Origin of the sequence: Pseudoalteromonas sp. K222D, assembly GCF_017653575.1 — a bacterium.
Classification (GTDB): domain Bacteria; phylum Pseudomonadota; class Gammaproteobacteria; order Enterobacterales; family Alteromonadaceae; genus Pseudoalteromonas; species Pseudoalteromonas nigrifaciens.
In genome coordinates, this window is record NZ_JAGGDL010000027.1 from 18,325 (window position 1) to 39,804 (window position 21,480).

General features: G+C 40.9%; 20 protein-coding genes and 1 tRNA gene. 14 read left to right on the forward strand and 7 right to left on the reverse strand.

Translation table 11 applies throughout. The features are described 5' to 3' along the window. Window positions 1-109 precede the first annotated feature (109 nt). The 5 genes from J5X91_RS13040 to J5X91_RS13060 all read right to left on the reverse strand — a co-directional run bounded on the left by J5X91_RS13040 (window position 110) and on the right by J5X91_RS13060 (window position 4,276). A complete protein-coding gene (locus tag J5X91_RS13040; protein ID WP_011327553.1) occupies window positions 110-1,408 on the reverse strand; it encodes an ATP-binding protein in 1,299 nt (432 codons plus the stop codon). 6 nt (window positions 1,409-1,414) lie between these two features. Continuing rightward, on the reverse strand, window positions 1,415-2,119 hold the full coding sequence (locus J5X91_RS13045) for a response regulator transcription factor (protein ID WP_011327554.1): 705 nt from the start codon (window positions 2,117-2,119) through the stop codon (window positions 1,415-1,417). A 12-nt stretch (window positions 2,120-2,131) separates the two neighbouring features. Further along, the gene (locus J5X91_RS13050) at window positions 2,132-2,518 is read right to left on the reverse strand and encodes a DUF3019 domain-containing protein (protein WP_208834977.1); all 387 of its coding nucleotides are present in this window, start codon (window positions 2,516-2,518) and stop codon (window positions 2,132-2,134) included. Continuing rightward, entirely contained in the window at window positions 2,508-3,365 is an 858-nt protein-coding gene (locus tag J5X91_RS13055; RefSeq protein WP_086993499.1) for a MipA/OmpV family protein, read from the reverse strand. Before J5X91_RS13055 ends, J5X91_RS13050 begins: the two co-directional genes overlap by 11 nt. A 92-nt stretch (window positions 3,366-3,457) precedes the next feature. Continuing rightward, on the reverse strand, window positions 3,458-4,276 hold the full coding sequence (locus tag J5X91_RS13060) for a hypothetical protein (RefSeq protein WP_208834978.1): 819 nt from the start codon (window positions 4,274-4,276) through the stop codon (window positions 3,458-3,460). A 114-nt stretch (window positions 4,277-4,390) separates the two neighbouring features. On the opposite strand from J5X91_RS13060, the gene J5X91_RS13065 reads away from it, so the two are divergent. Next, window positions 4,391-5,536: a serine hydrolase domain-containing protein gene (locus J5X91_RS13065; protein WP_011327558.1), complete on the forward strand. Its 1,146-nt coding sequence runs from the start codon at window positions 4,391-4,393 to the stop codon at window positions 5,534-5,536. 5 nt (window positions 5,537-5,541) lie between these two features. Next, window positions 5,542-6,063 carry a histidine phosphatase family protein gene (locus J5X91_RS13070; protein WP_208834979.1) on the forward strand — a complete coding sequence of 174 codons (522 nt, stop codon included), beginning with the start codon at window positions 5,542-5,544 and terminating at the stop codon, window positions 6,061-6,063. 77 nt (window positions 6,064-6,140) lie between these two features. Here J5X91_RS13070 and yhbY read toward each other — a convergent pair whose 3' ends face one another. Then, a complete protein-coding gene (yhbY, locus tag J5X91_RS13075) occupies window positions 6,141-6,437 on the reverse strand; it encodes a ribosome assembly RNA-binding protein YhbY (protein ID WP_011327561.1) in 297 nt (98 codons plus the stop codon). Window positions 6,438-6,525: 88 nt separating this feature from the next. Here yhbY and rlmE point away from each other — a divergent pair, with 88 nt between their 5' ends. The 8 genes from rlmE to J5X91_RS13115 all read left to right on the forward strand — a co-directional run bounded on the left by rlmE (window position 6,526) and on the right by J5X91_RS13115 (window position 13,841). After that, a complete protein-coding gene (gene rlmE / locus J5X91_RS13080) occupies window positions 6,526-7,155 on the forward strand; it encodes a 23S rRNA (uridine(2552)-2'-O)-methyltransferase RlmE (protein WP_011327562.1) in 630 nt (209 codons plus the stop codon). A gap of 66 nt (window positions 7,156-7,221) precedes the next feature. Then, complete coding sequence (gene ftsH / locus J5X91_RS13085; RefSeq protein WP_041454669.1) at window positions 7,222-9,159, forward strand: ATP-dependent zinc metalloprotease FtsH; 1,938 nt, start codon at window positions 7,222-7,224, stop codon at window positions 9,157-9,159. 97 nt (window positions 9,160-9,256) lie between these two features. Then, complete coding sequence (gene folP / locus J5X91_RS13090) at window positions 9,257-10,102, forward strand: dihydropteroate synthase (RefSeq protein WP_179808219.1); 846 nt, start codon at window positions 9,257-9,259, stop codon at window positions 10,100-10,102. Beyond that, entirely contained in the window at window positions 10,103-11,452 is a 1,350-nt protein-coding gene (gene glmM / locus J5X91_RS13095; protein ID WP_011327565.1) for a phosphoglucosamine mutase, read from the forward strand. It begins immediately after the preceding gene. 72 nt (window positions 11,453-11,524) lie between these two features. After that, window positions 11,525-12,274: a triose-phosphate isomerase gene (gene tpiA / locus J5X91_RS13100; protein ID WP_011327566.1), complete on the forward strand. Its 750-nt coding sequence runs from the start codon at window positions 11,525-11,527 to the stop codon at window positions 12,272-12,274. Continuing rightward, window positions 12,275-12,628, forward strand: a complete 354-nt coding sequence (secG, locus tag J5X91_RS13105; RefSeq protein WP_011327567.1) for a preprotein translocase subunit SecG — start codon at window positions 12,275-12,277, stop codon at window positions 12,626-12,628. It abuts the gene before it with no gap. Between the two features lie 85 nt (window positions 12,629-12,713). Further along, window positions 12,714-12,798: transfer RNA gene (locus J5X91_RS13110), tRNA-Leu, on the forward strand. 245 nt (window positions 12,799-13,043) lie between these two features. Further along, window positions 13,044-13,841 (forward strand): SDR family oxidoreductase, encoded by a 798-nt coding sequence (locus J5X91_RS13115; protein ID WP_011327568.1) that lies wholly within the window; start codon window positions 13,044-13,046, stop codon window positions 13,839-13,841. Between the two features lie 226 nt (window positions 13,842-14,067). On the opposite strand, the gene J5X91_RS13120 is transcribed toward J5X91_RS13115, so the two are convergent. Beyond that, on the reverse strand, window positions 14,068-16,425 hold the full coding sequence (locus J5X91_RS13120; RefSeq protein ID WP_208834980.1) for a TonB-dependent receptor: 2,358 nt from the start codon (window positions 16,423-16,425) through the stop codon (window positions 14,068-14,070). A gap of 529 nt (window positions 16,426-16,954) precedes the next feature. On the opposite strand from J5X91_RS13120, the gene J5X91_RS13125 reads away from it, so the two are divergent. The 4 genes from J5X91_RS13125 to J5X91_RS13140 all read left to right on the forward strand — a co-directional run bounded on the left by J5X91_RS13125 (window position 16,955) and on the right by J5X91_RS13140 (window position 21,197). Then, window positions 16,955-18,175: an acyl-CoA dehydrogenase family protein gene (locus J5X91_RS13125; RefSeq protein WP_208834981.1), complete on the forward strand. Its 1,221-nt coding sequence runs from the start codon at window positions 16,955-16,957 to the stop codon at window positions 18,173-18,175. A gap of 14 nt (window positions 18,176-18,189) precedes the next feature. Continuing rightward, window positions 18,190-19,260 (forward strand): ferredoxin--NADP reductase, encoded by a 1,071-nt coding sequence (locus tag J5X91_RS13130; RefSeq protein ID WP_208834982.1) that lies wholly within the window; start codon window positions 18,190-18,192, stop codon window positions 19,258-19,260. Between the two features lie 89 nt (window positions 19,261-19,349). Then, the gene (locus J5X91_RS13135) at window positions 19,350-20,120 is read left to right on the forward strand and encodes an SDR family NAD(P)-dependent oxidoreductase (RefSeq protein WP_208834983.1); all 771 of its coding nucleotides are present in this window, start codon (window positions 19,350-19,352) and stop codon (window positions 20,118-20,120) included. A gap of 9 nt (window positions 20,121-20,129) precedes the next feature. Continuing rightward, on the forward strand, window positions 20,130-21,197 hold the full coding sequence (locus tag J5X91_RS13140) for an alkene reductase (RefSeq protein WP_208834984.1): 1,068 nt from the start codon (window positions 20,130-20,132) through the stop codon (window positions 21,195-21,197). Window positions 21,198-21,480 lie beyond the last annotated feature (283 nt).

Consider the following 21,480-nt stretch of genomic DNA (forward strand, 5'->3'; position numbering starts at 1 on the left):
TACTTTATTAAACTCTGTGTTATGAACATAGATTTTAATAAAGTAACTTAAAACTAAAAATTAACAGCTTGATATTGTTTAATAATTGTTAATTTACAGTGTGTAGCCTTTACTTTACACTAGGGTGTTGTAGAGCTATTTTCAGGGTAAAACAAGCTCCACCTAACTGCTTACTTTTGCCTGCATAAACACGGCCGTGATGCCAGTCAGCTACTTTTTCAACAATTGCTAATCCGAGGCCATAACTTTTATCAGCTCGATTGCGGTGATTGTTTTCGCGAAAAAAAGGGCTAAATACTTTGCTAAAGTTTTCAGCTGCTATGCCTGGGCCATCGTCCTCTACGGTAATAATAATATGTTGCTCATTGACAGTAGCACTTACATAAATATGTTGCAGGGCAAAGTCGCAGGCATTATTAATTAAATTAGTAACGGCTCTGGCAAGCCAATGTAAGTCGGCATAAATAACATCGTTACTACTATTAAGTTGCACACTGAGTTTGTGGGAGTCTAATTTAGGCGATAGCTGCGCTAAAATATCTTCAAAGTAGCTGCGCATATGGGTTGCAGAGTAGGTTAAGCGGTTGGCATTTTGTTCTAGCGTGGCAAAGGCTAGGTAGCTTTTTAGCATAGACTCCATATGGTCTAAGTCATTTTCCATGCGGGTTAAATATTGCTTCACTTTTGGCATGTCATTGCTATCTATTGCAGCATCTAAACCAAATCGCAGGCAAGCTATGGGGGTGCGAATGTCATGGGATAAACTCGAAGCCATTAGCTTATTTTCAGCAACCAGCTTTTCTATTTGACTCGCCATACGGTTAAAGGTGAGCTCTACATCTTTTATATACGTGAAATGAGAGACTTTGATACGAGTTTTAACATCACCCGATGCAAATTTTTTAGCTGCTTCATTTAACACGCTCAAGCGTTTGGCTAAGGGATAAATAATAAAGCCCATAAATACACACAGCCCAGCGTAAAATAATAAGGTTAGAATAATATCGTCGCGTTGCTCTGCTTCAAATGAGTTATCGAGGCGCATAGATAAATGATAAGGGCTTAATGCTTGGTTGCTATAAAGCATATGAAAACCCTGTTCGCCCTCTAAAATTAACCCACCATGGGTTTGCATTTGCATAAGTAAGGCAGGGCTAAGCGCTAAAGTGTCGTTTAGCTTATAGGTAAGCGGCAGGCTAAAGTCGTTGGCTAACTTTGTAACATAATTACTGCGCTGTGCAGGGGGGAGAGTAGCAAGCTGTTTGCTAAACCCTGCAATCATTTTACTTTGCATGCTAAATTCGTCTAAAGGGGCGTGTGTATTTTGACTAAAAGCGTCAATAAGCCAGCCTAAAACAATAATCGAAAGCAGTGCGCTGCTAAGCAGTGCAATATAAAACTTTTTCATTTGTAGCTACCAAGCAGTGGCAACGAGTAAATAACCTCGTCCCCAAATTGTTTTAATTTTTTCAGGGTTTTGCGGATCGTCATTAAACTTTTTACGTAGCGCAGAAATAAGCACATCAACACTTCTATCAAGGCCGTCGTACTCGCGTCCTTTGGTTGCTTTAAACACCGCATCGCGTGATACAACTTGCCCTGCGTTACTGGCTAAGTAATGCAGCAATAAATACTCAGCGCTAGATATATTTATATCGATATCGTTAAGTTTAACGCTTCGCGACTCACTATTAATGCTCAAAGCCCCTACATTAATAATACTATGCTGTTTATGAGATTGGCTGCTTTGGGTGGTGAGCCTAAGGGCTGACTTTATTCTTGCTAGTAATGCACGAGGGCGTACCGGTTTCATTATGTAGTCACTGGCACCTACCTCTAAGCCAATCACTTCATCCATTTCGTCATCACGAGCTGTTAGCATAATAATAGGAGCTTGATAAAAGCTACGTAGCTCGCGACAAACGCTTATGCCGTCTAACCCAGGAAGCATAATGTCAAGTAGTATTAACTGCGGTTTCAAGGTTTTAACTTGGCCAACAACTTCATCACCGCGATGACAAACATGTACACAATAGCCTTGCTCTGTTAAATATTCAGCCACCCATTGTGCCAAAGAAATATCATCTTCAACGAGTAAAATAGTACCGTAATTATCCATAAGACTTCCTTATTAAAACAATCGCCAACGGCGTTTTTTCTGCCTGTTTTGATAAACCCACTGTAACTTTACGTCAGTGGTGGCTATGACTTTTGCAGTATTACTATCAAATAATTCAAATGATAAGCTCTGCTCAGAGTCAAATGCATAATTAAAAACGCCGTGTTGCTGCTTAAGCCAACATTGCATAATATATTTTGAGGTAGCGTCTCGTAAGCAGTAGTTACCTATTGTGGGCTGCTGCCATGATAAAACCACTTCAGTATAACAGTGGCGGCCTTCACGTAGTGCCACGCAGGTATTAGGTATTGCACTAAGTGCGGTTACCTCTTGGGGCACCTCGGCGAGTAAACTGCCAGGGTAAGCTAATAGTAAATAACACCAGCGTCTAAAATACATAACGCACGCCTAGCTTGGCTTTGTGTTGGTACCCTTGAGAAATAATAGGGCTGTCGTCAATTTCTTTAGAAAATAAAGTCGTTAACCAGCCGGCTAAAAACACCCAGTCTTGGTTAAGCGGGTACTCAGCATGAAACTCAAGCATAATGCTGCTGCTGGCATTGGTTTTATAGGCAGGACGCAGCAAGGTAACTTCACTTTGCTCAATACCAAAATAATAGTTAGTAAAGTCAGCAGAGTAGGCACTAAAGCCTATGCCTGAGCGAAACTCCCAGTTACGCCAAGGTTGTATTTTGCTAAAAAAAGAATTAAATACCCAGCCATTGTGGGCGTTTGAAATATCATGCAAAAATTCAATAGAAACCTGTGAGCCATCAAATCTGTGGGTAAATCTAAGGCCTGTATTAAAGTCATACTTACGCTTTTTAATGCCGCGTAATTCCTCAACCACACCATTGTTATAAAACCCCAAGCCTTTTTGACCAAACCCAGCTTGGGCGTTAGCACCGATTATATCGAGCTCCCAATTATATTTGTTAATTAGACTGTAGCCTATAACAAGGCCGCCGCTGAGTTGGTTATGGTCATAATCGAGATAAAAGTTATCAAAAGAAACCGCAAGGCTGAGATCTAATTCAATACCATCGTCATAAGAGTCCATGCCGATAAGGTAAGAGTCTTCAATATAATAACCAGTACCGGCGCTCCAGTCCCATGCAAAGCCTTGAATAGGCTCCAAGGTGTTATCAGCATAATAGCGGTTACTGGCAGTACTATGGGCACTAAATACACAGGCAAATAATAAGCAGGTGTAACATAAAAAATAGCTAAGTATTGAGTGCTTCATCCTTGGAACCTAAATAAGTAATGATTATAAAGCGTAGTATATTGTTAAACGTTCCTTTAAACCTGTAAAAAAATGTAGTGTTTAACTTACGCTTATATCACTTTAATTTTGTCGATTAATATACTGCTTAAATAAAACTGCATCATTGGTGCTAAAGCACTTATTTCTGTGCGAGTACACGGGCCTTGCACTTTAGTCAGTGTGCTAAGCTTGCTCATTGTATTATATTTAGGAATAGCTACCTTTGTATTTGCCTCGGCGCGTGCTAAACGTGCTTGTTCGGTATTTTGCTGGTGGACAAAGGCGACTACTTCAAGTTCATTAGTGATTTTTTGCTCTTCGGTAAAGCTATAAATCAGTGATTCACGATGAAAGCTAGTGCTATCTAAAGATGATTTTGCAAACCAAACAACATCACCAGAGGCTTTATGCGTTAAGCGCATGCTAACTTGCGCTAAAATAGTTGCACACTGCTGGGTTGGAAATTGCTGTGCAACTTTAGAGTATAGAGCATAAGGTTGTTTGGGCTGATTTAACGTGTATTTACTATCATCGGTAAACGACAGATCAACTTGATGAATAGCAAGTGTGTAATCACTATCGTTTTTAGTAGTTACTTTTAGTTGTTTGTCATTGAGCGCTTGGCTTATTTGCGCCAGTAAAGTGTCGGTTACACTTACTCTGTCGGTAACAATTTTAACCGTTTGGTTTTTCATTACTTTATGAGCTGGTAATTGCACTGACTTTACTTTAGGCGAGGTGTGTTGTGCCTCATACTCCAGTTGGTATGTCTGACTTTTTAACATTGGCTTTAAGGGCATTGCCAATGGCTCAGCAGGCTGATTTGTTGTTGTGGTTATAGCGCAACCCGATGAAAATAATATAAAAAGTGGTACAACTAAAAAACGCATAAATACTTCACACTCAGTAAAAGGCCAATAATCAACATATTGTACGTTAGTCTTGACAAAAGTTCATGATATTATATGCATAGAAGCAATTAAAAAAAGAAAAAACAGCCACCGATGAAGTACCTTAATTACTCGATTTATTACCTGCTCGCCTTTTGTATTTTAATAACCCACTCAGAGGTTGCTGCAAATGTAGATCCAGATTGGCCTGCATTTGTAAAAAAATATGGGCGTTACGCAGAAAAAAAGCTTAAACGAAAAGGTATACCTGGCGCGGCTTTATCGATTGTTAATATGCAGTCGAGTGATTATATTCATACCATGGGCTTTACCAAAGTGGGTAGCTCTCAAAGGGTTAATCAACATACACGTTTTAGATTAGCATCGGTGTCTAAAACCTTTGCAGGATCGTTAGCTGCTAAGCTTGCAAGTGAAGGGGAAATAGATTTATACCAGCCTATTAGCGACTATATTCCTGAATTTGCTAACACCGACTACAAAGATAATTTAAAGGTTTATCATATTTTAAGTCACTCTAGTGGCCTAGTTCCCAACGCCTACGATAACCTAATTGAATCACGAATGAGTTATCCAGATATTGTTGAAAAGCTACTTACGGTAGCGCCCATATGCGATCCTGGGCAGTGTTATGGCTATCAAAATGTGATGTTTAGTTTAATTGACGATGTAATTTTAAGGAGTACTCATAAAAGTTACTCTCAGTGGCTAAATGACGCTATTTTTACGCCCTTAAAAATGCATGACACTAGTTTAGGCTACGACGCTATGGTGCAAGATAAAAACTACGCATTTCCACATGTAAGAGGGAAAAAACGTTGGTATAGCGCTAAGCTGAAAAAAAATTATTATAAAGTAGCCCCCGCTGCAGGCATAAATGCCAGTGCCGCCGATATGGCAATATGGCTAAAGGCGCAATTAGGTCAGTACCCAAATGTATTATCGCTCGATGCATTAGCGGTACAAACACGTCCCTATACGCATACCAAAAAAGAGCAATACCGACGAGTATGGAAAGGTCATCTTAGTGAGGCTTTTTATGGGCTAGGTTGGCGAGTATATAACTACGATGATGAAACCCTTTATTACCATAGTGGTTGGGTGCAAGGCTATCGCACCGATTTAGTGGTTTTTCCTCATTTAAATGTGGGTTTTAGCTTAATAATAAATGCCGAAACCGGGGTGATAAATGAACTTACAACAGAGTTTATAAATAGAGTGCTTAAATATAAGCGAGGCTAAAAATCATGATTAAAGATAAAAGGCTTTTAATTTTGGTGTTACTGGTTATGGTGTTTAATAGCCAATTTGTATTTGCCGCCCCAGATAAGATTTATTTATTTCGCCACAGTGAAAAGCAAGCAGGTAAAAACCCGTCGCTTACAGTGCTTGGCGCACAACGCGCGCAGTATATGGTACAGTTAATAAAACAACATAAAAACGTGCAGCTATTTAGTAGTAACTATAAGCGTACATTACAAACAGCAGCGCCAATGGCTGCTTACTTAAGCACTACAGTAAAAATGTATGATGCAGCTGATTTAGCTTCACTTGAAAGTAAACTACTAAAATTACAGGGTGTTGTAATTGTTGTAGGGCACAGTAATACCACGCCTGAACTTACGGCACTGCTTTCAAAAGGCACGGTGAGTGCTATGTCTGAAAATGAGTTTTCGCGCTATTACATACTAGATAAAATACGCGATAAAGCCCCAAAAGATGCACCGCAATATAGGGTCAGTGAACTCACTATGGATTTTAATCATTAATTTAAAAGTGACAGATAATAAAAAACCAGCGGGTGCTGGTTTTTTTATATTACCGGGTAAATCCTACAAGTAGGTGTTTAGCCACGCGGTAATTTAATTTTTTTCTCTTCACTTTGGCGGTAAAGCACAATAGTGTGACCAATTGATTGTAATTTAGTTGCACCAGTTTCACGCACAATTGCTTCAAAAATGAGCGCTTTAGTTTCGCGATCATCAGTTGGAACCTTCACTTTAATTAATTCGTGAATTTCTAATGCGCTTTGAATTTCTACTACTACGCCTTCGGTTAAACCGTTAGAACCTAGTAAAACTACAGGCTTGAGGCTATGTGCCTGACCTTTTAAAAACTGCTTTTGTTTGTTTGATAATGTCATGTTTATACAAATTTTGCTGAATATGGCTTGAATTAAGGGTATTCTACCGCCATCTAAAGAATATTACTAATTAGTTGCGTGTTAATTTATGACAAATAAAAAACAGTCAGCCAGTTCACAGCGATGGCTGAAAGAACATTTTGATGATAAATATGTTCAAGAGGCGCAAAAAAAAGGTTGGCGTTCTCGAGCTGTTTTTAAATTAGATGAGGTCCAAAGTAGAGACAAGTTACTCCGCCCAGCAATGACTGTTGTTGATTTAGGGGCTGCACCGGGTAGTTGGTCACAATACTTGGCAGAAAAAGTAGGAGATAAAGGACAAGTTATAGCGTGCGATATCCTCCCTATGGATTCATTAGCGGGTGTTGACTTTTTACAAGGCGACTTTCGTGAAGAAGCAGTGTTAAGTGCATTGTTAAAACGTATTGATGGCAAAAATGTTGATGTGGTACTCTCTGACATGGCACCAAATATGAGTGGTAACAATTCGGTTGATCAAGCTGGTAGCATGTATTTGGTCGAGCTTGCACTGGATATGTGTAATCAAGTATTAAAGAAAAATGGTGCATTTATTGTTAAAGTATTCCAAGGTGAAGGCTTTGATCAGTTCTTGCAAGATGTACGTAATAGTTTTAAAACAGTGAAGATACGTAAACCAGATGCCTCGCGCGCCCGTTCACGGGAAGTATATATAGTAGCGACTGGATATAAACTGTAGTACAGTTGTTGGGCGTTTAGTTGAATTTAAATTAATTGGATACAAGAGGTTAACCCCTTGAGCGATATGGCAAAAAATCTAATACTCTGGCTGGTTATTGCAGTTGTGCTGATGTCAGTATTTCAGAGCTTTAATGGCGGCGATCAAGTAGATCGTCAAACAAGTTATAGTCAATTTGTTAAAGATGCCCGCAGTGGCTCTATACAAGAAGTGGCAATTGAAAGTACCAGTGGCACAATTACAGGTACTAAAACCAGTGGCGAACGTTTTCAAACGATTATGCCTATTTACGACAAAGACATTTTAAATGATTTGTTAAAAAGTAACGTCAATGTGAAAGGGGTTAAACCTGAAGAGCAGTCATTTTTAGCAAGTATATTTATTTCTTGGTTCCCAATGATACTGCTTATTGGTGTGTGGATATTTTTCATGCGTCAAATGCAAGGCGGTGGCGGTAAAGGCGCAATGTCGTTTGGTAAGAGCAAAGCGCGCTTAATGAGCGAAGATCAAATTAAAACCACTTTCGCCGATGTTGCTGGCTGTGATGAAGCAAAAGAAGATGTATCAGAATTGGTAGATTTTTTACGCGACCCATCAAAATTCCAAAAATTAGGTGGCAGCATTCCTAAAGGCGTGTTGATGGTTGGTCCTCCTGGTACAGGTAAAACGTTACTTGCTAAAGCCGTTGCTGGTGAAGCAAAAGTGCCGTTCTTTACTATTTCTGGTTCGGACTTTGTTGAAATGTTTGTTGGTGTGGGCGCATCTCGCGTACGAGATATGTTCGAGCAAGCTAAAAAAGCATCACCCTGTATTATCTTTATTGATGAAATAGATGCTGTAGGTCGTAAACGTGGTGCTGGTATGGGCGGCGGTAACGACGAACGTGAGCAAACGCTAAACCAAATGCTAGTAGAAATGGATGGTTTTGGTGGTAACGAAGGTATTATCGTTATTGCTGCAACTAACCGCCCAGACGTATTAGATCCAGCCTTACTTCGTCCGGGTCGTTTTGACCGCCAAGTTGAAGTTGGCTTACCTGATATTCGTGGTCGTGAGCAAATACTTAAAGTACATATGCGTAAAGTGCCATTAGGCGACAACGTTGAAGCAGCTTTAATTGCACGCGGTACACCGGGTTTTTCAGGTGCTGATTTAGCAAACCTAGTAAACGAAGCTGCACTCTATGCGGCACGCGGTAATAAACGTGTTGTTAGTATGGCTGAGTTTGACGCTGCTAAAGATAAAATCATGATGGGCGCTGAGCGCAAAACCATGGTGATGAGCGAGCAAGAAAAAGCCATGACAGCGTACCACGAAGCTGGCCATGCTATTGTTGGTCGTATGGTGCCAGAGCATGATCCTGTTTATAAAGTATCTATAATTCCACGTGGCCGTGCGCTAGGTGTAACTATGTACTTGCCTGAACAAGACCGTGTAAGCCATTCGAAAGAATTGCTAGAGTCGATGATCTCAAGCCTGTATGGCGGACGTATCGCAGAAGCACTTATTTATGGTGCAGATAAAGTAACCACAGGTGCTAGTAACGATATTGAACGTGCGAGTGATATTGCCCGTAAAATGGTAACGCACTGGGGTTTAAGTGAAAAACTTGGACCACTACTTTACGCAGAAGATCAAAACGATATGTACATGGGCGGTGGTCGCTCTATGAGTATATCGGACGAAACAGCTAAAATTATCGATAGCGAAGTACGCTTATTATCAGATCGTAACTATCAGCGAGCAGAAGCGATATTAAAAGAAAATATCGATATTCTACACGCAATGAAAGATGCGCTGATGAAGTACGAAACGATTGATGCTAAGCAAATTGATGATTTAATGGCGCGCCAAGAAGTTCGTGAACCACGCGATGCGCATGACCGCCATGAAAAAAAGCCAGTTAAAGAAGATGTTTCAGCAGAAAAATTAGTTGATGAAGATCAAAAACCAACTGATGAAGCTAAAAAAGATGAAACAAACCTTGATGACAAAGCTGAATAATCGTTAAAATAGCTAAACTAAAAGCCCCGAACCTCGGGGCTTTTTTGTATCAAACGTATAAAATAAACTTCAGCTAATTCAAACAAAAAAGGTCATCATGAATAATTTACTAAACTTGCCTCGCAAACGTACACTAAGTTTGGCAAATCCAGTAATTATGGGAATACTTAATGTTACTCCCGATTCTTTTTCAGATGGCGGGAAGTTTATAGACCCTGATATTGCGCTGCAGCGTGCGCTGCAATTGTTAGACGACGGGGCGCAAATTATAGATATTGGCGGAGAGTCGACTCGCCCAGGTGCTCCTGATGTGAGCCTTGAGGATGAATTAGCACGTGTAATACCAGCGATTAAAGCAATTCGTGAAAACAGTGATTGCGTTATATCTATTGATACCAGTAAAGCACAAGTAATGCACCAAGCTATTTTAGCTGGGGCCGATATTGTTAATGACGTACGTGCATTACAAGAAAGCGACGCACTGAACGTAGTGGCGCAGTTTCCTGATGTTGCGGTGTGTTTAATGCATATGCAAGGCCAACCTCGCAGCATGCAGGCAGCGCCGCACTATGATGATTTATTTACAGATATAAAACAGTTTTTTAGTCAGCGTATTGCTGCGTGTAAAACAGCGGGGATTAAGCAAACACAACTTATTCTTGATCCTGGCTTTGGTTTTGGTAAAACACTCAGCCACAATTACCAACTACTGGCGCAGTTTAATGACTTTAATCAGTTTGGTTTACCGTTATTAGCGGGATTATCGCGTAAGTCGATGATTGGCAACTTATTAAATAGAAATACAAATGAGCGATTGGCCGGCAGTTTAGCGGGCGCATTAATCGCAGCACAAAATGGTGCGCATATTATTCGTGTACACGACGTAAAAGAAACCGCAGATGTACTTAACGTACTACAAGCCTGCAAACAAGGAGTACTTTAAATGAAAGAAAGAAAATATTTTGGCACCGATGGTGTACGCGGGCTCGTGGGTGAGCATCCTATAAATCCTGAGTTTGCAATGAAACTAGGTTGGGCTGCGGGCCGTGTCCTATCAGAAAACGGCACTAAAAAAGTGATGATAGGTAAAGATACCCGCATTTCAGGCTATATGTTAGAAACCGCATTACAAGCAGGGTTAATTGCAGCAGGAATTGATGTTGTATTACTGGGCCCTATGCCAACCCCTGCGATTGCTTATTTAGCACAAACATTTAGAGCCGAAGCCGGCATAGTAATTAGTGCATCGCACAACCCGTATTACGATAACGGCATAAAGTTTTTTAACTGTCGCGGTTTAAAGCTTGATGACAAAGTAGAGCTTGAAATTGAAGCCATGCTTGATGAACCAATGACTTGTGTTGAGTCAGATAAACTAGGTAAAGCGAGTCGCTTAACTAGCGCTGATGGTCGTTATATCGAATTTTGTAAAAGCCAATTTCCACAAAGCTTGTCGCTTGAAGGATTAAAAATTGTACTCGATTGTGCCAATGGCGCAACTTACCATATTGCCCCATCAGTAATGCGCGAACTAGGTGCAAATATAATCACGCATGCGTGTGAGCCCAATGGTGTAAATATTAACCATGAATGCGGCGCTACTCACGTAGATACCCTAAAACGTAAAGTGCTTGAACATAATGCAGACGTGGGCATTGCCTATGATGGCGATGGCGACCGTGTAATGATGGTTGATCATAATGGTCGTGTGTTTGATGGTGATGACTTAGTGTATATTATTGCCTGCCAAGCAGCGCAAGATGATAATTTAGGTGGTGGTGTTGTTGGCACTGTTATGTCAAACATGGGCCTTGAGAATGCATTGAAAGCCAAAGGTATTGAATTTGCACGCAGTAAAGTAGGCGACCGTTATGTAATGGAATTGCTACAACAAAAAGGCTGGACTATTGGCGGCGAAAGTTCGGGCCATGTATTAAACCTTGATTTAATTAGCACCGGCGATGGCATTATTTCAAGCTTGCAAGTACTAGCTGCTATGGTTGCGCAAAATAAAACATTACAAGACTTAGGTACTGGTTTTACTAAGTACCCAATGAAAATGATTAACGTACGTTACACCCCAGGTACAGATCCGACAAAAGCGCCTGCAGTATTAGCTGCAGTAGCAGAGGTTGAGCAAACTTTAGGTGAAAAGGGGCGTGTGTTACTACGTAAATCAGGCACTGAACCTGTTGTACGTGTTATGGTTGAGGCCGAACAAGAGAAGTTAGTAATCGACAGCGCAGAAAAAATAGCCGCGGTTGTTGAATCTATGAGCAAACAAACTGATTGATAACAATAACCTCTTGTAACTTTGGGCGAGTCGAGTTAATATCTCGACCGCTTTCTCATGTGGAGTGGAAAAATGGCAGCACGCAAGGCGATGGTCGCAGGCAATTGGAAAATGAATGGCTCTTTAGAGCTGGTTAAACAAATGTCTGATGCTATTAACAATGTTAAATCAAACGAGATAGACATTGTTTTATTTCCTCCGTTTCCGTTAGTGTCAGCAATGATAGCCAGCGGTGTTTCAACGGGAACTCAAACTGTGTCAGAAAATACCCCCGGTGCATTTACCGGTGAAGTTGATGCACAACTTATTAAAGAGTTGGGCGCCCAATATGTATTAGTAGGTCACTCAGAGCGCCGTAGTATATACAAAGAAAGCAATGATGTCGTAGCTGCAAAATTTGCTCGCGCACAACAAGTTGGTTTAACGCCAATTTTATGTGTTGGAGAGAGCGAAAGTGAGCAAGAAAACGGTAAAACAGAACAAATAGTTGCTGCACAAATTGATGCAGTAATTGAAAAATTAGGTGTAGCAGCACTCAAAGATTCTGTGATAGCATATGAACCCGTTTGGGCCATAGGCACAGGTAAGACTGCATCGCCAGAACAGGCACAAAGCGTTCATAAATTTATCCGTGACAAAATCGCTTCATTAAACAGCGATTTAGCACAAGGGCTAACCATCTTATATGGTGGTAGCGTTAACGAAAAAAATAGCGAATTATTATTTGCACAAACAGATATAGACGGCGGCCTAATTGGTGGCGCAAGTTTAAAAGCAGATTCATTTACTGCTATCTGCAACAGTGCAAAAGGGACCGTATAAATGTACGAAATTTTACTAGTAGTTTATTTAGTTGTAGCTTTAGCGCTTGTTGGAATGGTTTTAATCCAGCAAGGTAAAGGTGCCGATATGGGTTCTTCATTTGGCGCGGGTGCTTCGTCAACTGTTTTCGGATCATCAGGTGCAGGTAACTTTATGACTAAAACAACGACAGTTTTAGCTTCTGTGTTTTTTATATTAAGCATAGTACTGGGCAACCTTACTGCAAGTCATATTAAAAAGACTGATGAATGGGAAAACCTTGAAGCAGCACCAGCTTTAGAAACAGTTATTCCTGTTGAAGAAGATGTGCCAGTTACATCTTCGAAAGAGCAACGCTCTGACGTACCAAATTAATTTAGCGTAAAAGCTAAAACGTTAAACGATTTATACTCCTCAAATAAATCATAAAGTTTAACACCTAAGCGCAAGCTTAAAAAATGCGGATGTGGTGGAATTGGTAGACACGCCACCTTGAGGGGGTGGTGCTTTAGGGCATGGGGGTTCAAGTCCCCCCATCCGCACCAAATTTAAAACCCAGTAACTAACGTTGCTGGGTTTTTTGCTTTTAGCTAACGTTAACCTTTATTACCACAAAATCTCCTCACAAAATCACTTATTTAATCTAACAATAGATGCTTTTAGAACACACATTATTACTTGTGTAATCAGTTATGTAGCATTTTCATATAACAATAAAATCCTTGGTCCATTTAAACTATGCCGCAATGCTAAATTGATGCTAAGTTAAATAAAAAATAGGAGATAATTTGTGTCAAAAGTAGCGTTTATTTCAGGTGCAAGTAGAGGTATTGGTCGTGCAACAGCCATCGCATTTGCAAAAGCAGGCTATCGAGTAGCAATAACAGCTCGTGAATTAGATAGCGAGGTAGCGCAGCAAAGTACGCAAGGGAGTTTAAAACAAACAGCCCAAATGATGGAGCAATTAGGTTGTGAGGTCATTGCGCTAAAAATGGATTTACTTGATTTTAACTCCGTTGCTAGTGCTCTAAAGCAGGTGTTTGAACACTTTGGTAAAATTGACGTGGTTGTTAATAATGCTATTTATCAGGGGGCTGGCCTTAATGCTTCTTTACTAGATGTAACGCAGCAAACGCTTGAAAAAGTTGCTAGAGGTTACATAGGCGCGCCAGTGCAAATAGCACAAGCTGTTTTACCAAGTATGTTAGCGCAACAAAGCGGTTGTATAATAAATATAACCTCGGGAGCGGGTGAAAAAGATCCGCCTATTCCTGCATCTAAAGGGGGCTGGGGTTATGCATACGGTGCAGGTAAGGCTGCAGTGTCGCGACTGTCGGGTATTATTTGCCGTGAACATGGTCATCAAGGTATTCGCGCTTTTACAGTAAACCCGGGAGTTGTTAACACTGAAACGCTAAGAGCGACTATTGGCGATCAGGGTATTAAAGGCTTGCAGCAGGCTGTAGCCGAACCGGATGAAATAGGTAATGTATTGTTATGGATTGCAGATAACTCTGCAGCAGATGAGCTGCAGTACAGTACCATCTCCGCACAAAAGTTAGCGCGCGAGTTAAACCTACCTAAATAATCGAACCTCATATAATCTTGCTGCTTTGTGCTAGGTCAATTAAGCGCAATTACAGCAAGGTTATAATTAATATAACTTTATATCCTACCTACCAAATTATGCGTATTAACCCTATCTCAACGATCATTACTGTGCAAATACAGCTGTATTCGTAGCAACAATAGCAGCACAAATAAAAAGGCCTTAATAAATATTAAGGCCTTTTTTCACTATAATAATTATTTAATTAATACTCAAAACTAACATCTATGCCATAGGTTCTTGGCGTACCGTATGCCTGCGCATCAAAGAAGTTAAAGTTTGAACCAAATACAATGTACTCTTCATCGGTAATATTTTTCCCCCAAAGCGATACTTTAAGGTTTGAACGCTCACCGATTTTAATATCTGACAATGTTAGACGTGCATTGAGCAGCTGATAATTATCACCCACTAAGCTTGGGTCAGATACAGAAAATTGATAGTCATCCACCATCACATAGTTTGTATTGAGTGCTAAGTTACCAAAGTCTAATTCGGCTATAGTCCAATTCATTGCAACAGATGCCGAATAAGAGGTGTTGTCGGTAAATGTAATATCACTGTATTTCGTATCTAAATACCCAAGGCTGGTGGTAAAGAATAGGCTGTCGGTAGCAGCAAATTTAGCATCAATCTCGATCCCCTTATTTTTCGACTCACCAGTATTAAGTGAACGACGAATACTGCCATCGAAAATGGTTTTTTGTAGGTTAGTGTTATTATTTAAAAATACTGCGGTATTAAGCATTAAACGGTCATCCAGCAGCATTGTTTTAACACCGACCTCATACGCTGTGGTATCTTCAGGATCGGCAGGTGTTAGTGTTCCTTCATAGTTTGCTTCGCCCATATTTGCTGGATTAAGATAAGCAAATCGGTCGATAGAACCTGGGTTGTAAACCCCTGCAGCGTACCCTTGTGAGATACTAGCGTACATAGTTAAATCTTGATCTACTACATAATTAAATAGCAGTGATCCCACTGTTTTTGACCAGTCAGTTTCAGAGTGTAAATCGTTTCTTAACATTGCATCATGCTTTGCTACGTTAGTCAGAGATTTGGTATCTTTTGTATAGCGTATCCCTGCAACCACATTTAACTCGTCCGTTAATTTATAATCAACATTGGTAAAAAGCGCCGATGATTTAGCGTTTACTTTATAAAAGCTACCCCATGGTAGTGAGCCGGTGAATAATACGTTAGCGCCTTGGCCTGTAAAAATACCTATATTCCACGGGTTGTTTTCTTCACCTTCTTCACTGAAGTAATAATACCCAGCTACGTACTTTAAATCACCTTCTAAAAACTGACCGAGTAGTTGAAATTCTTGTGATTTTTGCTCTTGTGATTTCACGCTAGTATATTGAAACGCCGGAATAGCAAGCACGTCACTGGTGTCAACACTTGGTGGCGAAGTACTGAAATCTAAAGCTGGAGCAAAATAAGCACCGCCATCGGTATCGTAACCTTCGCTTAAATCTGAGTCATAGCTGCGAAATGAGCTAATCGATTTAAAGGTATGGTTGTCAGAAAAATCCCATTCAAACGTTAAGTTGTGTCCTTCAATATCAACATACTCACGGCCATGTTGATCTAATTCAAACTCGGTTTGACGGCCAGGCGCTTTCTCATTGGCGGCCATCATTGCAAATACGTTGCCGGCATAGAGCTTACCTGTAGATAGGTCCATAGTGGGTACATTTGGATCTGTATATTGCGGGCGCACATTGCTAATTTGTACAGGCATAGCGACTGAACTGCCATCAGTATTGTCATAGCTGTAGTTAACGGTAAAATCATCACCGGTATAACGCAGTGCAACACGCAGTGCATCAACATCTTCTGCACCTAAGTTTTTTTCTTTTGCACCAGCAAAGGTATTGGTAGCCCAACCATCATGCTCACTGGTCATATACGTAAGTCTGGCGGTAAAATTACCAATTGCGCCGGTATCAATTGATGTGGTTGAGCTAAGTAAGCTGTTATTGCCTACAGTAACCTTTTGCTTAAATTGAAAGTCATCTGATGGTTTTCTAGTGACTAAGTTAAGCGCACCACCGGTTGTATTTTTACCCCAAAGTGTACCTTGAGGTCCACGTAGTATTTCCATACGCTCTAAATCGACGATATTAAAAATAGCCCCAGAGTTACGTGCTAAATAAACGCCATCTAAATAAATACCTACTTTAGGGTCAATCGCTAATGAAGGTTCAGATGTCCCTAGGCCGCGAATATCCATGCCAACGTTAAAGGTACTACCATATGGAGGAAAAATTTTGACGTTGGGTGCTTGCGCATTAACATCACTGATATCTTCAATACCCAGGTTTTCTATTGCTTCAGCGTTAAAAGCGGTAATGGCGATAGGCGTTTCTTGTAATGTGCTAATACGTTTTTGGGCTGTTACCGAAACACGCTCAATGCCTTTAACTGCGGTCTGTTTAGCTTCGGCCTGCTCTGGTTCTTGCGCTGCAAATACCTGACCAGATACAGCGCATGCAATAGCAAACGCTAACGGTTTTATAGTGAGATTTGATGCAAACCTATTGTCATTTAAATTCATTACACTTCCTCGATGATTTTTTATATTTATTTCAGCGATAGGCATTCACTAACTACTGCAACCCTCATTGAGTAAAGCTTATCAAAGAGGAAATGCCTAACCGCTATTTTGTTGTACTTTTTTTACACTGCGGTTTGAAAGTAGCGATAAGTGATCTGTTGAGCATCACGCATTTGGACTATGTGTAAATAAGAGGTAAACAAACTGCTGCTTTGGTGTTGTTTTATAAGCGTTATATAAGTTAGTGTCCGTTGCCGTATTTGTTCACTTGAGTTTTACACCCATATTCCAACCCCCCTTTCTTTGGTTAAGCTGTTGAATTTAAAGTGATATTACTGAGTTTGGAAATATTGTTCTTTATTATGTGAGTTGCTTAATAGCGCTGTTAATTATTGCATGGAATGCGAAGTTTTTTTGCTTAGTCCATATTGACGATGAGAGATAGTGGCTAGTGTGAAAATCTGGTGTTAAGCAAGTTGGTGAGTTTAACCAGTGCAATTGCGCGCTAATTCTATGAAGGATAACAACCATGAGTGTTCCATATAAAATTGATATTACAGGTATCTCAGATGATTTTCTTACACCAGAAGCTAATCGTCTCATCGCAGTGGCAGAGAAGTTGGTTCCTAACTTACTTGAGCGCGCCCAAGCTGCCGAAACTGCCGGTAAAGTACCTGATGAAACAATAAAAGAAATGATTGCAGCAGGTTTATTCCGTGTTTTACAACCTAAACGTTGGGGCGGCTATGAGCTTGACCCTAGAGTATTTTATATTATTCAAATGACGCTAGCGCAAGGCTGTATGTCTACCGCTTGGATTTATGGTGTTATTGGCGTACATAACTGGCAAATCGGCTTGTTTGATGAAAGAGCACAAATAGAAGTGCTTGCCGAAAACCCAGAAATATTAATTGCTTCTACTTATATGCCAGTGGGCAAAGTAGAAAAAGTGGAAGGTGGTTTTAACTTTTCAGGCCGTTGGGGTTTTTCAAGCGGTGTAGAGCACTGTGAATGGATATTTTTAGGTGGCTTAGTACCTAAATCACCAGGCAGCAAAGAGCTGGAACATAGAACATTTTTATTACCTAAATCAGATTTTAAAGTGGTAAAAAACTGGGATGTACTTGGACTACGCGCTTCTGGTAGTCACGATATTGTGGTTGAAGGGGCATTTGTTCCTGAGTATCGCACCCATCAAACAAATGACTACAGTGATGCAGCTTGTAAAGGGCGCGCGATTAATGATAACTGGTTATACCGTATCCCATTTGTGCAAATATTTCAGCGTGCTGTATCTACCGCGTGTATTGGCGCACTGGATGGCGCTGTTACTGAGTTTCGTCATCGCTGCGCTGAACACGTGGGTAAACACGGTGGTAAAACAGCAGAAGACGTGAATGCGCAAATGGCAGTAACTGAAGCAATAATGACTAGCGATCAGTTAAAGCTGGTGTTGTTTCGTAATTTTTCAGAAGTGGTTAAGCATACTCAAAATGGCGAAATGATGCCGGTTAATGACCGTTTACTACAGCGCGCGCAATCTGCAGCTGTACCTAAACAGTGTAGTGAAAGAATTAACGAGATTATGCGCGCTTGTGCAGCGTCGGGAACTTATAAAGGTAACCCGATTGAGCGAATTTTTCGCGATATAAATCAGTCTCGTGGTCATATTGCTAACAATACAGATACTTACATGCGTGCACATGGCACTGTAATGCTAGGTTTACCTAACTCAGATCCTTTTGTATAAGCTAGGGAGTCGCTATGTCTCGTTATCATAATTTAACTGTTGCTGAAGTAATACAAGAAACCGCTGATGCGAATTCTATTGTATTTGACGTACCAGCATCGTTAACCGAGCAATTTGACTATCAGCCGGGTCAGTTTTTGACCCTTAAACTCCCTTATGAAGGGGCGTTTTTGATGCGTTGTTACTCTATGTCGAGCACGCCAAGCCAAGATACAGGATTACGTGTCACGGTTAAGCGTGTAGTAGACGGGCGAGGTTCAAACTGGATTTGCGATAATCTTAAAGCGGGTAGCAACATAGAAGTGATGCAACCTGCTGGGCTGTTTGTGCCAAAAGATTTAGCTGAAGATCATCTGTTATGCGCAGGAGGCAGTGGTGTTACTCCTGTGTTGTCTATTTTGCGACATGTGTTAATTAATGGTACTGGAAAGGTGCGGGTTATATACGCTAATCGCGATGAAGCCTCGGTTATATTTCAACAAATATTTAAGGCACTATCGGCGCAGTACCCAGAGCGTCTTGAAGTGATTCATTTATTAGATTCGTTACAAGGCATTCCTTCATTGTCGCTATTAACTTCGTTAGCCGATGGCATGCAACAAGGACGCGCTTTTATTTGTGGCCCAGGGCCATTTATGGATGCAATGGAATTGGCCGTTAAGGCCGCTAAATTTCCTGCTAGTCGTATTCATATTGAACGCTTTTCTAGTGCAGTGCCAAAAATTACAACAAAACCGGTACCAGCCAATTCATTAAAAACACCGATTCAAGACAATGACGCAGAACTTGTTGTTGATGAAACAAATATGCCAGCGGCAACAATACAGCTTGAACTTGATGGCGAACATTATGTTATTGCTTGTGAGAGCGGGCAAACCGTGCTCGATGCTGCTGAAAAAATAGGTATTGAATTGCCGTATTCTTGTCGCGAGGGCATGTGTGCCTCGTGCATGTGTGAAGTGGTGTCAGGGCAAGTAAAACTTAATAATAATGATGTGCTCGATGAAAAAGATTTAGCAAATAACTTAACGCTAAGTTGCCAAGCTGTGCCTTTAACCAGTGAACTTAAGCTCAAATATACTTAATACCTAATACTAATATCAGTAACGCAACGCGTTATCACTCATTCACTCAGTGCAACATTGTTTGTACTTTCCGATATAAGGAATTTCCCATGCAATCTCGTTTTAAAGATAAAGTCGCTTTCGTAACAGGTGGTGGCAGCGGAATTGGTGCAGCTACTGCACAGCGACTTGCACAAGAGGGCGCCACAGTAATTATTTGTGGTCGCAGTAAAGCACCATTAGACGAAGTAGTAGCGACTATTCGCCAGCAAGGCGGTAACGCCCATGCAGTACAAGCCGATGTAAGCAACGAGCAAGCATTTGTTACAGCGCTTGAGCAAACGGCGCAGCAATATGGTGGCCTCGATATTTTAGTTAATAATGCCATGGCCTTTTCGTATGGGGCAATTGAAGATATGAGCACCGAACAGTGGCATAGCAACTTTACAACCTCGGTCGATGGTACATTTTGGGGTACCCGAACGGCAATGCAATTAATGAAAGAAAAAGGCGGTGCTATTGTTAATATTTCATCTATTTGTGGTGAATTAGGTACGCCGATGATGGCCGGATATAGCGCTTCTAAAGCAGCAGTCGTTAACTTTTCACGTGCGGCTGCGGCAGAAGGTGCAGCGCATAATATTCGCGTTAATGTGGTAGTACCCGCAGTAGTAGAAACGCCCGCAACGGCAGGTATGTTAAGTGACGAAGGTATGCTAAATAATACCAACAGGCTTATTCCTATGGGCCGTGTTGGCCGCGCCGATGAGTTAGCCAGTGCAATTGCCTTTTTAGCCAGCGATGACGCATCTTATATAACAGGGGCTTCTTTACCTGTTGATGGTGGCCGCGCAGCAGTATTGGTAACTGCTTTAGATTAAGGATATTGTATGACCACAAATAACCCACTATTAACCCCATGCAAATTGGGTGATATAGAAATAGCAAACCGAGTAATAATGGCCCCAATGACGCGTAATCGCGCTGATGCAGATGGCACACCTAATAGCATAATGCGTGACTATTATGCACAGCGAGCAAGTGCTGGGCTGATTGTAGCTGAAGGCTCGTGGCCTGTTATCACAGGGCAAGCATATAATCGTCAACCGGGAATACAAACGCCAAAGCAAATTCAAGCATGGCGCGAAGTAACCGATGCAGTGCATCAGGCGGGCGGTAAAATAGTGCTGCAAATTATGCATGCAGGGCGTATAGGCTCGCATCATATTAAAGGTAGTGATGTAGCTACTGTTGCTCCTTCAGCAATAAAAGCCCGTGGCGAAGTATATACCGACAGTGCGGGTATGCAGCCATTTGATATGCCTGAGGCCTTAACCACAGAGCAAGTGTGGCAAGTAATAGATGAGCATCGTCAAGCTGCCGAAAATGCAAAAGAAGCTGGTTTTGATGGTGTTGAACTGCATTGCACCAGTGGCTATTTACCTATGCAGTTTTTGTGTTCTGATTCAAACCAACGCAACGACGAATTTGGTGGTAGCGCTCAAGCCCGCGCTAAATTTGCCAGTGAATGTATACGAGCTATGGCAACGGTATTTGGCGCAGGGCGAGTTGGTTTGCGGATGAATCCGGGAAACCGCTTTAACGATACCAAAGATGAAAACCCAGCAGAAAGTCATTTGGCCTTGCTGCATGCGGTGGCCGATTTAGATCTTGCTTATTTGCATATTATGCGTGCGCCGACAGCCGATATTGACGCCTTTAAAATGGGCAGAGAAGCATTTAAAGGCGCTCTTATTATTAATGATGGTTTTGATGGCGAGTCTGCTGCTGAGGCCGTTACTTCAAATCAAGCCGAAGCGGTTTCATTTGCTCGTCACTATGTTGCTAACCCTGATTTAGTAACACGCTTTGCAGCGCAATTACCACTGGCAAAGTTTAAACGTGAAACTCTTTATACCCCTGGTGCGGCAGGCTACACCGATTATCCAAACGCATAACAGAGTACTGTTATTGAGTGTTGCAACATAATATGTGCTGCAACACTCAATAGCCTCATTTCACCATTCATCATAATTTTCATACAATAAACTTAATCGTTAAAATAGATTAATATTACTTTAGTTAGACTAAATGATAATCAAGGAGTCACTTGCAAACCTTGCTAATAACGGTGATAGTGGAGTAAGTGAAATATTAAATAGCAGTATAAATTAATAATATAGCATGCTTATTTTTTTGTTTTATTTTCAAATTTTAATCAAAAAAAATAACTATAGGTTG

What these genes read in the sequence shown, in the direction of transcription:
- J5X91_RS13040 (WP_011327553.1), bottom strand. Translation starts at nt 1,408, where the DNA reads ATGAAAAAGTTTTATATTGCACTGCTTAGCAGCGCACTGCTTTCGATT.
- J5X91_RS13045 (WP_011327554.1), bottom strand. Translation starts at nt 2,119, where the DNA reads ATGGATAATTACGGTACTATTTTACTCGTTGAAGATGATATTTCTTTG.
- J5X91_RS13050 (WP_208834977.1), bottom strand. Translation starts at nt 2,518, where the DNA reads ATGTATTTTAGACGCTGGTGTTATTTACTATTAGCTTACCCTGGCAGT.
- J5X91_RS13055 (WP_086993499.1), bottom strand. Translation starts at nt 3,365, where the DNA reads ATGAAGCACTCAATACTTAGCTATTTTTTATGTTACACCTGCTTATTA.
- J5X91_RS13060 (WP_208834978.1), bottom strand. Translation starts at nt 4,276, where the DNA reads ATGCGTTTTTTAGTTGTACCACTTTTTATATTATTTTCATCGGGTTGC.
- J5X91_RS13065 (WP_011327558.1), top strand. Translation starts at nt 4,391, where the DNA reads ATGAAGTACCTTAATTACTCGATTTATTACCTGCTCGCCTTTTGTATT.
- J5X91_RS13070 (WP_208834979.1), top strand. Translation starts at nt 5,542, where the DNA reads ATGATTAAAGATAAAAGGCTTTTAATTTTGGTGTTACTGGTTATGGTG.
- yhbY (WP_011327561.1), bottom strand. Translation starts at nt 6,437, where the DNA reads ATGACATTATCAAACAAACAAAAGCAGTTTTTAAAAGGTCAGGCACAT.
- rlmE (WP_011327562.1), top strand. Translation starts at nt 6,526, where the DNA reads ATGACAAATAAAAAACAGTCAGCCAGTTCACAGCGATGGCTGAAAGAA.
- ftsH (WP_041454669.1), top strand. Translation starts at nt 7,222, where the DNA reads ATGGCAAAAAATCTAATACTCTGGCTGGTTATTGCAGTTGTGCTGATG.
- folP (WP_179808219.1), top strand. Translation starts at nt 9,257, where the DNA reads ATGAATAATTTACTAAACTTGCCTCGCAAACGTACACTAAGTTTGGCA.
- glmM (WP_011327565.1), top strand. Translation starts at nt 10,103, where the DNA reads ATGAAAGAAAGAAAATATTTTGGCACCGATGGTGTACGCGGGCTCGTG.
- tpiA (WP_011327566.1), top strand. Translation starts at nt 11,525, where the DNA reads ATGGCAGCACGCAAGGCGATGGTCGCAGGCAATTGGAAAATGAATGGC.
- secG (WP_011327567.1), top strand. Translation starts at nt 12,275, where the DNA reads ATGTACGAAATTTTACTAGTAGTTTATTTAGTTGTAGCTTTAGCGCTT.
- J5X91_RS13120 (WP_208834980.1), bottom strand. Translation starts at nt 16,425, where the DNA reads ATGAATTTAAATGACAATAGGTTTGCATCAAATCTCACTATAAAACCG.
- J5X91_RS13125 (WP_208834981.1), top strand. Translation starts at nt 16,955, where the DNA reads ATGAGTGTTCCATATAAAATTGATATTACAGGTATCTCAGATGATTTT.
- J5X91_RS13130 (WP_208834982.1), top strand. Translation starts at nt 18,190, where the DNA reads ATGTCTCGTTATCATAATTTAACTGTTGCTGAAGTAATACAAGAAACC.
- J5X91_RS13135 (WP_208834983.1), top strand. Translation starts at nt 19,350, where the DNA reads ATGCAATCTCGTTTTAAAGATAAAGTCGCTTTCGTAACAGGTGGTGGC.
- J5X91_RS13140 (WP_208834984.1), top strand. Translation starts at nt 20,130, where the DNA reads ATGACCACAAATAACCCACTATTAACCCCATGCAAATTGGGTGATATA.